Annotated in this window: 10 protein-coding genes; 9 read left to right on the top strand and 1 reads right to left on the bottom strand. The window is 58.9% G+C overall.

Annotated features, from left to right (window positions below):
• Nucleotides 1–12 precede the first annotated feature (12 nt).
• The 5 genes from MP439_04245 (at nt 13) to MP439_04225 (ending at nt 9,919) form a co-directional block, all read left to right on the top strand.
• Entirely contained in the window at nt 13–762 is a 750-nt protein-coding gene (locus tag MP439_04245) for a 4Fe-4S binding protein (protein ID MCI2975273.1), read from the top strand.
• Nucleotides 759–2,732 carry a hypothetical protein gene (locus MP439_04240; GenBank protein ID MCI2975272.1) on the top strand — a complete coding sequence of 658 codons (1,974 nt, stop codon included), beginning with the start codon at nt 759–761 and terminating at the stop codon, nt 2,730–2,732. Before MP439_04245 ends, MP439_04240 begins: the two co-directional genes overlap by 4 nt.
• Nucleotides 2,733–2,907: 175 nt before the next feature.
• Nucleotides 2,908–4,491, top strand: coding sequence for a cobyric acid synthase (locus tag MP439_04235; protein ID MCI2975271.1), 1,584 nt, complete (start codon nt 2,908–2,910; stop codon nt 4,489–4,491).
• Nucleotides 4,492–4,535: 44 nt separating this feature from the next.
• Nucleotides 4,536–8,078 (top strand): cobaltochelatase subunit CobN, encoded by a 3,543-nt coding sequence (gene cobN, locus MP439_04230; GenBank protein MCI2975270.1) that lies wholly within the window; start codon nt 4,536–4,538, stop codon nt 8,076–8,078.
• The gene (locus tag MP439_04225) at nt 8,075–9,919 is read left to right on the top strand and encodes an AAA family ATPase (GenBank protein MCI2975269.1); all 1,845 of its coding nucleotides are present in this window, start codon (nt 8,075–8,077) and stop codon (nt 9,917–9,919) included. The genes cobN and MP439_04225 overlap by 4 nt, the downstream gene beginning before the upstream one ends.
• Before the next feature lie 31 nt (nt 9,920–9,950).
• On the opposite strand, the gene mscL is transcribed toward MP439_04225, so the two are convergent.
• On the bottom strand, nt 9,951–10,397 hold the full coding sequence (mscL, locus tag MP439_04220) for a large conductance mechanosensitive channel protein MscL (protein ID MCI2975268.1): 447 nt from the start codon (nt 10,395–10,397) through the stop codon (nt 9,951–9,953).
• A gap of 705 nt (nt 10,398–11,102) precedes the next feature.
• Between mscL and MP439_04215 the strand changes: the two genes are divergently transcribed.
• From MP439_04215 to cysE, 4 genes are all read left to right on the top strand, one after another.
• Nucleotides 11,103–11,642 (top strand): signal peptidase II, encoded by a 540-nt coding sequence (locus MP439_04215; protein MCI2975267.1) that lies wholly within the window; start codon nt 11,103–11,105, stop codon nt 11,640–11,642.
• 11 nt (nt 11,643–11,653) lie between these two features.
• Nucleotides 11,654–12,571, top strand: coding sequence for a hypothetical protein (locus tag MP439_04210; GenBank protein MCI2975266.1), 918 nt, complete (start codon nt 11,654–11,656; stop codon nt 12,569–12,571).
• A 261-nt stretch (nt 12,572–12,832) separates the two neighbouring features.
• A complete protein-coding gene (gene cysK, locus MP439_04205; protein ID MCI2975265.1) occupies nt 12,833–13,765 on the top strand; it encodes a cysteine synthase A in 933 nt (310 codons plus the stop codon).
• The gene (gene cysE / locus MP439_04200; GenBank protein ID MCI2975264.1) at nt 13,766–14,407 is read left to right on the top strand and encodes a serine O-acetyltransferase; all 642 of its coding nucleotides are present in this window, start codon (nt 13,766–13,768) and stop codon (nt 14,405–14,407) included.
• Nucleotides 14,408–14,779 lie beyond the last annotated feature (372 nt).

Raw genomic sequence — 14,779 nt, 5'->3', positions numbered from 1 at the left:
GAGGTTGGACTGATGCCGCTATGGACCTATCGAGGACTCAAAGGTGGAATCAAGACAGCACCTTGGCCGATTGCAGCCCTGACGACGATACCAGGGCTGCCTGAACCGACAGTCGAGTCTTGTCCCCCAGGTTGCGAGCAGTGCGCCAAGAGTTGTCCCACCTCAGCCATTACTGTCGATCAGCAACTCACACTCGATCAGGGTGCCTGCGTCGGATGTAACCTCTGCATCGAAGTGTGCCCATCGAGTGTATTGGTTGCGCCACCACGCTTGGCCCGAGCAGTAGAGAACCGAGACGACTTGCGGCGTCGTGGCGGCGTCGAGCCGGGTCAACCCAGGTTACATCCCAAAGGCGATGCCCGTCGGTTACGCAAGAGCCTCTTTGTCCGTCATGTTGACGCTGGTTCCTGTAATGGCTGCGAGTCTGAGATCGGGGCGCTAGATAATATCTATTACAACCTCCATCGCTTTGGTATCTTCTTTACGCCGTCACCTCGTTTTGCCGACGTACTGCTTGTGACCGGGCCGGTGACCAACCCGATGTACGAGCCGCTGTTAGCGACATATGAGGCGATGCCAAAGCCAAACTACGTGGTGGCGACCGGTGTGTGCGCGATCTCTGGCGGGACCAATGGTGGTGGTGATCACGCGCGACAAGGACTCCACGGGCTCCTACCGGTGGACCTCTGGGTGCCGGGGTGTCCGCCACATCCAGCGGTGATCATTGATGCCCTTTTGGGGCTCATGGGGCGTGAGCGATGAGCCAAGGCCAGCTTGCAGCCCTAGGGATGGGCATCGCGGCCACACTCTATGTTCTGGTCATCGCCGCGAACTTCCTACGCCGGCTCAAAGTGATGACACGGCTGGCACGAGCCGGGCTCATCGTGGCAACGCTCGTCGGCTTCATTGCCGACATCGTCGGGTTGCCGGCGGGCACAAGCAAGGTTTCCATCTTCGTCGTTGGCAATCAGTTGGTGACGTGGCGGATGGCTCCTGGGGCCTTGTGGATACTCGTGCCGGCGTGGTTGGCCGTATTGCTTGCGGTCTGGGTCTGTCGCGAGGTTGGGACGTGGTGGTCGCTCGGTGCTGCGCTCGCTATTCTCGGGGTCCTTGGGCTCAGTGGCTTCAACAACGGTGCGTCCATGATTTTCGGTTGGGAACTCATGAGCCTTGGTGGCGCCGTGATGCTTGTCTCTAACCGACCTGATGGTGTGGGCTCCAAGTCAACGCTGTCGATGATTGCTCTCTTGGAGGTGGGGAGCGTGGCCTTGATTGTGGGGGTAGGGCTGCTCGGCCCTCACCTCAGTTTTGGGAGCTTTCGCGCCGACTGGGCCATACGTCCTGAGGTGATCTCTGGCCTGATTGGCATCCTGTTTCTCGTGGGCTTTGGGGCCAAGCTCGGTATCATTCCGTTGTACTCATGGTTCGCGGATGCCTATGGGGTGGCAGACGGCCCGACAGCGGCGATCCTGTCGTCGCTGGTTTTGAACACCGCCTATTTTGCTTTAGGCCGCGCGTTGTTACAGTGGCTACCTGCCCACGGACCGTCGACGCTCTTCGTTGGGATCGTGGTCGCCACGGCCGGGATGTTATCGGCGATCGTGGCTGTTTTGTACGCGTTCCAACAACATGATTGGCGTCGGCTGCTCGCGCTGTCAGGTGCCGAAAACGCGGGTATCGCTGTCGCGGCACTGGGTGCTGCTCTCATCTTTCAGTCAGGAGGCCAGGTGGAGCTGGCAGGCTTGTGTTGGATCATCGGCATCTTGCATCTCATGGGCCATAGCCTGGCCAAGGCCGCCCTCTTTCTTGCTGCCAAGGTGAAGGCTGATCGTGATGCGAGCTATCGGATCGAGCAGACCGGGGTTGCCCACGAGTATCCGGCTACGGTCGGTATCGGCGCTCTGATCGCATCCATGAGCCTTTCGGCCATGCCGCCAGCGATGGGATTTGTCACTGAGTGGTTACTGTTCGAGGCGCTCTTTCATGACTTTGAGATCACCTCACTCGCTGGGCGGACCACCTTAATTTTGGTTGGAGCCGGTCTCGCCCTCTCGGCCGCCCTCTCGCTCGCCACCTTCGTCAAACTCTATGGGGTCGGACTCCTTGGAGGTCGCCGCCGAGGTCGACCGGTTGCGCTTGCAAGTCGGCTCACGGTGCTGGTACTGGGAGTAGCGAACCTTGCGATGGCGCTGAGTTTGGTCTTCTTTGAGCCGTTCATGCGCAAGGCTGACTGGCCGGACCCCCAAAGCGCAAGGGCGTTGATCGACGGACTCCTGATCGTGCCACTCTCGTCGAGTTTTGCCTTCATCTCTCCGGTGAAGTTCGTTATCGTTGGGGTGTTGTTTGCACTGGTGCCGATCTTCTTGATTGTGAGGCGCTTTGCTCCTCGCCGCGTTGCGCCGTGGAGTGGCGGTGAGCCTGTAGACCTTGCGGCGAGCGCAACCACTGGATTTAGCTTCTCGAATCCGTTACGAACGGTGTATTCGTTCCTCTATCGACCGATTACCCAGACGCAGCGGAGCTATCGCGATCAGGGATATGTGTTGGATCGGGTGACCTACGAGGCACGCGAGGCGCCGATCTTTGGAGCCGGTCTCATCGAGTTGTTGCGTCGGGGTGTCAAGCAGCTCGCACGATGGATGGCACCGTTGCAGAGTGGGCAGCTCAACGCCTACCTGAGTTATCTGTTGATCCTCTTCGTCATCGCCGTGCTTGCCATCTTCATCCACTGAACCTAGGTACCGGGACCTATTGATGCACCTTGCCTGCACAACCATGGCTCGCCAAATTTTTCGAGTTGACCGACTCACTGGACGACCCGTGATGGGTTCTTCGTGACACCAGGGAACCGCGCATCGGATCCATCTGTCTGACGGTCGGTGCGTCTAGGATAATCGATGTTATGTATTGCCCGACCTGTCGACACCGGATGTGCCAGCCATGCTCGCGGGTTCGACCCCGGTCTTGTCGGTGAACACATCGCTTGCCAAGCGAGTCTTAATCGCCGGTACTGGATCCAATGTAGGCAAGTCTATGATCGTCACTGGCTTGATGCGCTGGTGCTATCAACGTGGCATCGCGGCCGCACCCTTCAAGGGCCAGAATATGGCGCTCAACTCCGCCGTCGCGGTCGATGGTGGGGAGGTTGCGAGAGCCCAAGCCGTGCAGGCTCGCGCTGGTGGGGTTCGGGTGGAGGTTGCGATGAACCCCGTGTTGATCAAGCCAACCGGGCGTGAGCGATCCCAGCTCATCGTCAAGGGACGGCCCATCGGTGAGATCGCGAGTGGTGGGTGGATCGCCGCCAAACGCGGACTGCTTGACACCGTTGTTGGTGCCTTCGAGGAGTTAGCCGAGCGCTATCAGATCATCATCGCCGAGGGGGCCGGTTCGGCTGGCGAGATTAACCTGCTCCCCGGCGACCTTGCAAACCTTCGATTGGCTAAGGCCCTCAACATGGGGACCGTTCTCGTTGGGGATCTGGAGCCGGGTGGTGTCTTCGCATCGATTTATGGTCACTATCTGCTCGTCAGCGAGGAGTATCGCCCGCTTTTTCGCGGTTTTATTCTTAATCGTGTCCGAGGTGATGGCAAGATCCTCGACAGAGGCATCGAGGAGTTGACGCGACGTCTTGGCACCGAGTGGTTTGGCAATGTCCCGCTGATCGATGGCTTCCTGCCCGGCGAAGACGCCCTCAATCTTGGGGCAACCGCGACGAGCTACGCCTCCGTGTCCCAGATGCGTGGACAAGACTATGACAGGATTCAGGTGCGTGTGGTGGAGTTGCCCTACCTTGCGAACTACACGGACTTTGACCCGCTCATTGTTGAACCAGCAATCGACCTACGGTTTGTTACTCGACCAGATGAACTCATGGATGCTGATCTGGTAATCTTGCCGGGCACAAAGGCCACCGTGGTCGCCCTGAACTGGCTACGCCATTCTGGCATCGCCAGGCGTCTCGTGGAGCTTACCGACGTTGGCGTCTGGTTGCTCGGCATTTGTGGTGGTTATCAGATGCTGGTCGAGGAGATCGACGATGAGGTAGAGTCAGGCGTTGGTCGCGTCGCGGGGCTCGGTCTCCTGGGTGGCGGCGTTGTCTTTGGTGCTGACAAGGCGTTGGCCAATGTCACTGGGTCATCGCCTGGCTTTGGCGATGCCGGCGTCCGTGGATACCAGATTCATCACGGAGTCGTCAAGACGACCGAGGGGCCGTTGTTCATGCTCGGTGGGGTCGATGGGGACGTTGCTCAACGTTCGCCGTTGGTTGCCGAGGGTGCGTGTCGTGGTGGCCAGGTCTTTGGAACGAGTGTCCATGGTCTCTTCGATCAGGATGAGTTTCGTCGTTCGTTCTTTGCGAGGTTGGCTCACGCACGGCAGCGAACCTTTGTCAGTACGCTGTGTTTTGACCAGTTTATCGACGATAGCCTGGACAACCTCGCCGATGTTCTTGACAGCCATCTCGACGTCGCTCATCTCCTCGGTCTCGACTGACCTGGCTACTAGCCTGGATCCAATAGCTGGCTGGAAGGAAGCGTGTGAGCAAGTTTGTCTATCTGACCAATGCGGACACCGAGGTTTTGGCGCTCCGGAGCGCCTGGGAGGAGTTGCCTGACGACTTCGGGCTGACGGTCCGCCAGATCGATACGGTTACGGGGATCGATGACCTTCTCGATGAGGCCCGTATCGTGGTGATACGACTGCTTGGTGGGGTGGGCGCGAGCCGTTGGTTCGGGCCCTTGGCCGATGCATGTCGGAGTCGAGGCATCCCGTTGGTCAGCTATCCGGGCGACAATGGGTTCGATGCCGAGATGATGGCGGCGGCTACCGTGACGGCCGGCATCTGGGAAGAGGGGTTTCGCTATCTCGTTGAGGGTGGCGTTCCCAATCTCACTAACTTCGTTTGCTTTCTCTCTGATACCGTCACCAGGACCGGATACGGGTTTGCACCGGTCGAGACGTTGGCGGCCTTCGGTCGCCTGATCAGCGAGACCACCCCGGACGCCCGCGGTCGAGTAGCGGTCATCATCTATCGCGCACATGTCATCTCGGGGAATCTCTCGTTTGTACGAGATTTCGTCGCGTTGGCCCGTCAGCACCAGCTCGCCATCGATGTCTTTTACACCTATTCGTTGCGGGTTGGCGACGATGAACCATCGGTCATCGATCTGATCGCCGAGACGGCGCCCGACGTTGTCGTGGCGACGGTGTTGGCCGGGGGACACGCCGACGCGTTGGCTTGGGAGACTGGTCAGCTGGCATCGCTCGGCGTGCCCGTTCTTCAGGCGCTGATCGCTACGACTCCGAGGGCAACCTGGAGCGAGAGCCAGGCGGGCCTGCGACCGATCGATGTCGCGATGAACGTCGCGATGCCAGAGTTCGACGGGCGTATTATCACCGTCCCGATCGCCTTCAAAGAGCTAATCGATGATGACGAGGACTTTGGCGCCACGATTAGCGCGTATCGACTCGATCCCGAACGTAGTCAGCGTCTGATCGGCTATGTGCATCGTCTGCTTCGACTCCGGAGGAAGGCGAACGCCGACAAGCGCATCGCGGTCGTGCTCTCTGCCTATCCTACGAAGCGTTCCCGTTTGGGCAACGCCGTTGGTCTCGACACGCCCCAGAGCCTGATGGTGCTCGCGGAGCGAATGCGCAGGGAGGGCTACGTCATTGAAGGCCTGCCGCCTGATGCCAACGAGTTGATGGCACGGCTTGGCGATCTGATCGACTACGAACATCCTTCGGTTCGAGCCAGCCAAGGTATCGGTCTCGATGTCGAGCACTACTGTGCATGGTTTGCGACCCTCCCTGAGGAGTTGCGCGTGGCGGTGATGCAACATTGGGGTCCTCCTCCGGGCGAGATCTACACGCGCGATGGTTCATTGATCTTCCCGGCGCTCCAGTTTGGGAACCTGACGGTGGCGATTCAGCCTCCCCGAGGATACGGTGAGAACCCGATCGCAATTTACCATTCGCCAGAACTTCCACCGACCCATCACTACCTGGCGTTTTATCACTGGCTGACGACAATCGCCGACGTTGATGCACTCTGTCATCTTGGCAAACACGGGACGGCTGAATGGCTGCCTGGCAAGTCGGTTGGCATGGGTCCAACCTGCTATCCGGACACGGTGCTTGGCGAGCTACCCGTGATTTATCCGTTCGTTATCAACGACCCTGGCGAGGGCACACAGGCAAAACGCCGTACCCATGCGGTTCTGATTGGGCACCTTGTGCCGCCGATGACGCGCGCAGAGAGCTACGGAGAGCTCGCTCGCTTGGAGATGCTGATGGATGAGCATCAGCGCATCAGTGCGTTGGATCCGAGTAAATTGCCAGCGATTCGGGCTGAAATTTGGGAACTCATCGAGGCGGCTCGTTTGCATGAAGATATGGGTGTCACCGATGCCCCCAGCGTTGACCAGGATCTCTTCGATGACTTTTTGCTCCATGTCGATGGCTATCTCTGCGAGCTCAAGGATTCGTTGATCCGAGGAGGTCTTCACATCCTTGGGTCTCCTCCAATGGGTCAGGCGCTGATCGATATGTTGGTGGCCATCACGCGAGTGCCACAACTGGATGCGCCCGCACTTCGTCCGCTGCTTGCGGGTGGCCATGAGCATCTCACCCGACTGGAGGTCGACGAGGACGATGAGCGCGCGACCGAGCTTTTATGGGCCTACGCTGATCATGAATTTGCGATTGAAGCCTTCGATGACCCGACGTTGTGTCGTTCGCTTGGCCTTGCTTACCCCCTCGAGGATCCGCTACACGCAGTCTTAGCCTGGATCGGCTCGGTCTTGGTGCCGAACCTGTTGGCTACCACCGGTGAAGTAGATGCCTTGATCGGGGCGCTAGCGGGTCGCGCGGTCCCCTCTGGTCCATCTGGTGCCCCAACCCGTGGCATGGCACACGCGCTCCCTACGGGACGTAATTTTTACTCGGTGGATCCTCGATCGCTGCCGACCCAGATCTCCTTCTTCACCGGGCGACGTCTTGGGGACGCCATGATCGAACGTTTTCGAGACGAACACCAGGGTCGGTATCCGCGCAACATCGGTATCGTCCTCTGGGGCACTGCCGCCATGAGGACAGGTGGAGACGACGTCTCGACCGTCCTCGCGTTACTTGGGATTCAGCCTGTTTGGGATCCGATCTCCAATCGGATCGTGACCCTTGAGCTAATCCCACTCTCGGAACTAGGCCGACCGCGGGTCGATGTGACCTGTCGTATCTCTGGCTTCTTTCGTGACGCCTTTCCCTCTGCCATCGATCTCTTGGATGAGGCCTTCGAACTGGTCGCAAAGGAGACGGGAGAGGGGTCGATGAACCCGGTTGCCGAGGCCGGAGCGGTCGAACGCATCTTTGGTCCATCGCCGCGATCGTATGGATCGGGTATCTTGCCCCTGTTGGAGAGCCGCTCGTGGCAGGACGAGAAGGATCTCTCCGAGGTCTACCTCACCTGGAGCGGTTTTAGCTATTCGAGGAGTGGTTATGGGGTGCCGAATCGTGGGGCGCTTGAGGCTCGACTTGGGGCGCTCGAAGTGGCCTATAAGGTCCAGGACAATCGTGAACACGACATCTTCGACTCGGACGACTATCTACAGGAGCACGGAGGCATGATCGCGGCGGCGCGAGCCTTGGGGGCACAAGAGGTGCGTGGCTACTTTGGTGACTCCGCTAACCCCTCACAACCAAAGGTCCGAAGTATCGAAGAAGAGGCGGCTCGAGTGGTGCGATCGCGCGTTCTGAATCCGAAGTGGCTCGACGCCATGATGACCCATGGGTATAAAGGGGCCTTCGAGATGGCCGCAACGGTTGACTACCTCTTTGGATATGATGCCACCGCCCATGTCGCCAAGGACTGGATGTACGACGCGGTGCATGATGGTTACGTCAGCGATGCAACCCGACGAGAGTTCTTGACCGCTGTGAACCCGACGGCACTGGTGTCGATCTGTGAGCGGTTGTTGGAGGCCAGCGAACGGGGGATGTGGCGAGCCTCGCCGGAGCGAGTGCAAGACCTACGCCGTATCATCGTTGGGGTCGAGGGTGAGTTGGAGGATGGCAGAGGATGACCAATGAATTGCCCCTTTCACACGTCGTGGGCCAACCACAGGCACAGCTTGCACTCCAGCTGCTCGCGATCGACCCAACCATCGGCGGGGTCTTGCTCGTGGGTCCGCCTGGGTCAGCAAAGACAACACTCGCTCGTGGCTTGACTGGGCTCCTAGGCGAGGGAGCTCCCTTTGTTGAGATTCCGCTTGGAGCTACCGAGGATCGCGTCAAGGGCAGCATTGACGTCGCCTCAGTGCTTGCCGATGGCGAGGTTCGGATCCACGATGGTCTACTCAGTGCTGCCAATGGCGGTGTCCTCTATATCGACGAGATCAACCTGCTCGCCGATCATCTGGTTGATCTCATTCTTGATGCCGCTGCAACCGGCATCAACCGCGTCGAACGAGATACCCTCTCGGTGGTCCAGCCAGCACGTTTCTCGCTGATCGGCACCATGAATCCAGAGGAGGGGGAGCTCCGTCCACAACTACTAGACCGCTTTGCCATGGTGGTCAGCGTCGATCCGTTAATGGAGCCCGAGTCTCGTCACTTGGCGCTCGTGCGCCGACTTGGAGTGGAGCTTGGTGCCGATGAGACGGGCGATGTGTTGGGACGTGACCCGCTCGGCCATCGCGAGAATGAAGCGATGCTCGCACACACAATCTCTGATGCCCGTCGGCGTCTCGCTGACGTTGAGGTGATCTCGCGACTGAGCCAGATCGCTCGGCTCTGCAGCGAGCTAGGGATCGGATCCCTGCGCACCGACCTCGCAATCGCGAAGGCTGCAAGGGCCAACGCTGCTCTTATGGGTCGTGATCAAGTCACTGACGACGATATCTCAGCTGTGGCCGAACTCATCACCTCACATCGCCGGCGCCATGCACCTCGACCAGGGGCTACGACGGGTTCCTCTGCCAAGGATCCTTCGACGAAGACCTCGCCTGAGCGAAAGGGCCACGATGGCCCAGCGAGCGATGACCGCTCGACACCCCCAGCGAGCGATGACCGCTCGACACCCCCAGCGAGCGATCGAGTAGAAGTATCTATTCAGGAGAGTGATGCGAGGTCGGGCAGGGACGAGCAGGCCGATCAGACAGACGATGCCGATCAGATAGACGATGCCGATCAGCCAATGGATGGCACAGACAACCAGAGCTTAGGCGATCATCTCTCGTCGTTTTCGAGACGCGCTCCTAGCGTTACCGGACAGGGTGCGGAGGTCAGTCGCCACCGCGAGACATCGGTCGGGGGCACCTTCTCGCTCTCACGCACCGTCGTCGCCCGACTCGGGCGCGACGGCGAGGACGGACTTACGAGCCAAGATCTGCGTTATGTTGCCATCGAGCGTGCCCCAAAACGCTGCGTGATCTTTGTCGTTGACGTTTCCGCCTCCGTAGCTGGTCGTGAGGCGATGGACCTCGTGAACGAGGCGATCGAAGGACTATTGGGCACCGCCTATCGCGAGCGGGCACAGGTGGCGGTTGTCTCCTTCGGTGGAGAGACCGCAGAGGTCAGCTTGCGGCCAACCCGATCGCTCGAGGTCGCGCGGTCGCGACTCCTCGGTCTCAAGCGTTCGGGTAGAACTCCGTTGTCACGGGGTTTGCAGGTGGGTAGAGGACTGGCCCTGGATCTTCGGCGCCGAGGAACTGAGCCGTTGGTGGTTGTCTTGACCGACGCGCGCCCCAACGAAGTTGATGTTGGTGACCCGTTTGTTGCCGCGCTCGGCGAGGCCGAACGCTACGCTGTCGAGGCGCTCGAGATGGTCGTGGTCGATCTTGAATCGAATAGCTTTCGATTGGGCTTTGCCGAACAACTAGCCGAGATTGCCGGCGCCTTATACGTGCGGGCGCGAGCCTCCTGATCGCCTGGCGCCATGATGCCAGGCGGATAGCCTACGAGGCCGTTGGCTCGATCATCGAGGTGCAGAATGCACACCTTGTCGCGCCGAGCTGGATTGTACTTAAGCACGCAGGACAGGTGGCGGTTGTTGGATTGGCGCTTTGGAATTTGTTCTGCAACTTGCCGAGAGGTCTCACAATCAATAAGAAGATCACCAAGGCGATGATGAGGAAGGCGATTGCGGCGTTGATGACCTCGCCATAGCGGAACACGCTGCCCCCCAGATGGAGCGTGAGCGATGCAAAATTCACCGTACCGGGGATGGTGATGAGCGGGGTGATGATGTTGGCGACCAATGACTGCACGAGTGCCTCGACTGCGGCACCGAGTACGACCGCGACGCCGAGCCCGATGACGTTGTACTGAATCAGGAACGCCCTAAATTCCTTCACCATGATCCTGCTACCTCCTCGTGTTGCTACCTGTCGCCGTAATGGCATCGAGTACACCTTTTGAATACTGTAGGTTCAAGACCGTCGCGGTTGATCATCCATGTGAATCGTAGGTAGGACAACCAGAACAGATGATCGAGCCTAGAGGGAGTCGTGGGTTGTTATTCGGTTGTTGTCGTAGTTGATGCAATGGGGCAGTGGAGCTAGCCAGTGAATCGTCGTCGCCCGTCGTGATTGGTGGTTGGTGATCCTGACCTGGCTCCCACCAGCGTGTGGGCTCCTCGCAGAGCAGTTGATGCAAAGTGGATCGGTCCCGGCACAGTAAGGACCGGAGATGCTCATTGCCGACCATCGGTCACCGTCACCCCAATGGGACCATCTAGGTGATCACGGATCCATGACAGGCGCCGGCGGGTTTCCAACCTGTTCAAGCATGATTGAGGATGGATGGTCCCGATCGATGGGCAACGGGTCGTGCCCTCGATGTCGACAGGTCAGTCTGCTCCGAACTTCATCGTGACGTGAGCAACGTCGCTGACACTGATGGTCGCAACTGAGCCGCGACGTTGGACACCCTCACGTGGGGGCCTGCGCCATAGCTCGATCAAACCGGGTTCGTCTGGTAACCGTGACGCGTGCGAGCCAGGCCCGGCACACTTGAACAGGTAAAACCTGCCTCGGACGAAGGGAAGAATCGGGCACAATAGGGTGGAGGCAGTGCAATCGTTGGGTCGCAAATCAAAGGCGGCAATAGTGCCGACCACCATCTGGTTCTTAGGTCTTGTCGTTGGGGTGACCGCTATTGACCTTGCAACCACCCAGATAGCGCGACGCTACCTGTCAGATCAGCCGCAACGGACCTACTTGGCTGGCATAGTGACTCTTCATCTTGTCGACAACACTGGCGCTGCATTTGGACTTGGCACCCACGTTGAGTGGATGGTGGAGATTGTAGAGGTCGGCTTGCTAGCCCTTGCCGTCTGGTTTGCTCACAAGGCTACACCCCTCGTCCGTGGTGGCCTGGCCTTAGTGATTGGAGGAGGCCTCGGCAACCTGATCGTCCGCCTCACGGGATCAGCAGGTCCGCTGCGCTCTCCAGTCGTGGATTGGATTCATCTCTCGTTTTACCCAACGACATTCAATTTGGCTGACGCAACTCTTCGGATCGGCATCATCGTCGTGCTCGTTGGCCTGGTGTTGGCATGGCGCAATGATCGGGGGCAGCGTTTGATCGCATCCCAAGGTTGCGCCGATTCGGCACATGTCGACGAGAGTATCCGGCATCATCGTTAGCTGGAGGAGCTTTGGACAGGTTGCTACAGGTGCTCCAGCGCCGATTGGTCTTCGTGCTCGTGGTCGTTACTGGGCTCGCGATCTGGCTTCCGACCCCCGGAAGGTTCCTCGATCACGGATGGGTGATCGACGCGACGTTGGGTGTTTTGGTCTTCACCGCCGGACTCAGCGTCGAGGTATCGAATATTTCAAAGGCGCGTTCGCTTGGTGCAAGGATGGTCATTGCGCTTGTCGTTAGCAGCGTCTTGTTGTTGGCCTTGAGCTGGTCCTTAAGTCACCTGGTGGTGGGGAGTCAACGTGACGGAGTGCTAGCGCTCGGAGTGGCTCCGGGCGAGGTCGCGACCATCGCATTCGTTGGGTTGGCAGGCGGGGACGTCGCGATCGCCGCGGTAATGGTCTTTGGCTCAACCTTGGTCACGCTGGTCCTTGCTGGTCCATTGTTGGGGTTGATGACTGCCGGGCATGGGGTCGTGCATCCGCTTGGGCTCGCTGTCAATCTGGCCGTGGTCGTCGTCGTCCCGCTGATTCTCGGCGTCGTCGTCGGCCACCGTGGCCTTGGGCAACGAGAAGGGCTGCGCGAGCTTGGCGATTTGCTTGGCCTGTTGACGCTGCTGGTGCTGATGGTGGAGGTGGCATCGGAACTTCACCTTGGCGCGGCTGATTTGATTGGATTGTTCGTCGTTCTTGTCTTTGCGATTGCCTCTCTCTTGATAGGCATGGTTGTCTCGCTCGGGATGCCGATCGCGCAACGTGCAGGGGTTCTGCTTCCTGCAGGCATTCGTGATTTTGCGATCGCCGCCGGCATCGCAACGGTAGCCTTTGGACCTTCGACGATCGGATTGCTTGGCATCTATGGATTGTTGGCGCTCATCCTTGGTGCCATCGCAACACGTCTGATAGCACCTGGTGCATCCTCGGCGTCGTCGTGACCCAAGTCCGTCGCATTGACACACCCACAGTTTGTAGTCGATCGCGGCGAATGGAGATTGGTGTTGATCACGCGGCGAGCTATGGATACTCACTGTGGCAGTCAACCCAGTGGAGTAAGAAGGCTACTACTAGGCGAACTTTGTGGTGATGTGACGTGAGTGCGGATGAATCCCGCTAGGGTACGAATCAAATGCTAGTAAAATGGTCGGAATTAATCGGTTGTGATGTTGGTTTGCTAGATGTAGCGATAGGAGAGTGCCTTGAAAATTGCAGATGATGTAACCCAGTTGGTGGGCTCAACCCCCCTCGTCCGTCTCAATCGACTGGCGCAAGGCGTCGATGCGACGATTGCCGCCAAGTTGGAGTTCTTTAACCCTGGTAACAGCGTCAAGGATCGTATTGGTGTAGCCATGCTGGAGGCGGCCATCGCTGAGGGCCGTGTGAACGAGAATTCAGTGATCGTGGAGCCGACCAGCGGCAACACCGGGATTGCTCTGGCCATGGTCTGTGCAGCGAAAGGATATCGGTGCATCTTGACGATGCCGGAGACGATGAGCCGTGAACGCCGTATGCTTTTGCGCGCCTTTGGCGCTGATCTGGTGTTGACCCCAGGACCCGATGGTATGGGAGGAGCGATCGCCAAAGCTAGCGAACTCGTCGCGAGCGATCCGTCGTATGTGATGTTGCAGCAGTTCGAGAACCCGGCGAACCCGGCTATCCACCGTGCCACTACGGCCGAGGAGATCTGGGCGGACACCGACGGTCAAGTTGACATTGTGGTGGCTGGCGTGGGCACCGGTGGCACCATCAGTGGCATCGGGGAGGCGTTGAAGCCGCGCAAGTCCACACTGCGCATGGTAGCCGTTGAGCCCGACGCGTCGCCGGTGTTGTCAGGTGGACAAAAGGGTCCGCATCCGATCCAGGGTATTGGAGCTGGTTTCGTGCCAAAGACCTACGATGGTGATGTCGTTGACGAGGTCGTACGGGTGACCAATGATGCGGCCTTTGAGTACGCTCGTCGTATGGCCAAGGAAGAGGGACTTCTCGTTGGGATCTCGTCGGGAGCGGCGACGTATGCTGCGCTCCAGGTGGCGCAGCGTCCAGAGAATGCGGGCAAGCTGATTGTGGTGATCATCCCGTCCTTTGGTGAGCGCTATCTTTCTACGCCGCTCTTCGCAGACTTGGGAGATTAGATGTTACGAGCGATGCGTCAAGATATCCAAGCAGCTCTGGATCGAGATCCGGCTGCCAATGGAGTGATCGAGGTAGCCTTGACCTACCCCGGGGTGCATGCGGTTTGGGGCTGGAGGTTAAGCCATCCACTGTGGCTTGGGGGTCATCGTCTGCTCGCTCGCTCAATTTCGATGATCACGCGGACGTTGACCGGAGTTGAGATCCATCCGGGTGCCCAGATCGGACCCGGTCTCTTCATCGATCATGCCACGGGGGTTGTCATCGGTGAGACCGCCGAAATCGGCACTGATGTTACCCTTTACCATGGCGTCACCCTGGGTGGGCGCAGCCTCGAGCGAGGGAAGCGTCACCCCACTTTGGGAGATCGAGTGATTGTCGGTGCTGGTGCCAAGATCCTCGGCCCGGTCGTCATCGGGGAGGACTCCAGTGTCGGTGCCAATGCGGTGGTGCTTGAGTCGATGCCGTCTCATGCCGTTATCGTTGGCATACCTGCAAAAGTTGTTCGGCGCGATCCACGGCTCTGTGAGTCGGTGAATGACTTGGGGCAAGATGCCGAAATCACCGATCTCGGTTCACACAAGCGGTTCCGGCTCGCTTCGGGTGACTCGGACCAATATGGTGCTGGCGACTACGTGATTTGAGTCGTTTTGAGGTCAAAGATCTCTGGGGATTGTGACGCTGCTTGATCCAGCAGGTCGCCGACCACATATAGGTTGAAGCCAATAATTGGCTCGACTCTGCGTGCGCGTAGGTGTTGGCCTGGGAACCAAAGGACGATCGTCCTTTGCCGGGACTTCGGCGACAACGCAGGCTGCACATCCTCTCGGTTCGTAGCAGACCCAACGAAGTGCACAAGCGAGACACTAAGAGGCGAGAACCCCTTGGAAAAGCTCTTGGCCATTCACCAGTGCGGTGTTATGGAGCCATTGCGACGACAGCGCCATTTGGCTCGATGATCTCTGGAACCATCAACGGCCTATTGATTCCTGGCCAATCTTGGTACTGGAAGGCCA

It is taken from the genome of Ferrimicrobium sp. (assembly GCA_022690815.1).
GTDB lineage: Bacteria > Actinomycetota > Acidimicrobiia > Acidimicrobiales > Acidimicrobiaceae > Ferrimicrobium.
Note: the sequence above shows the minus strand (reverse complement) of the source record. Positions and strands in the feature narration are given on the sequence as shown.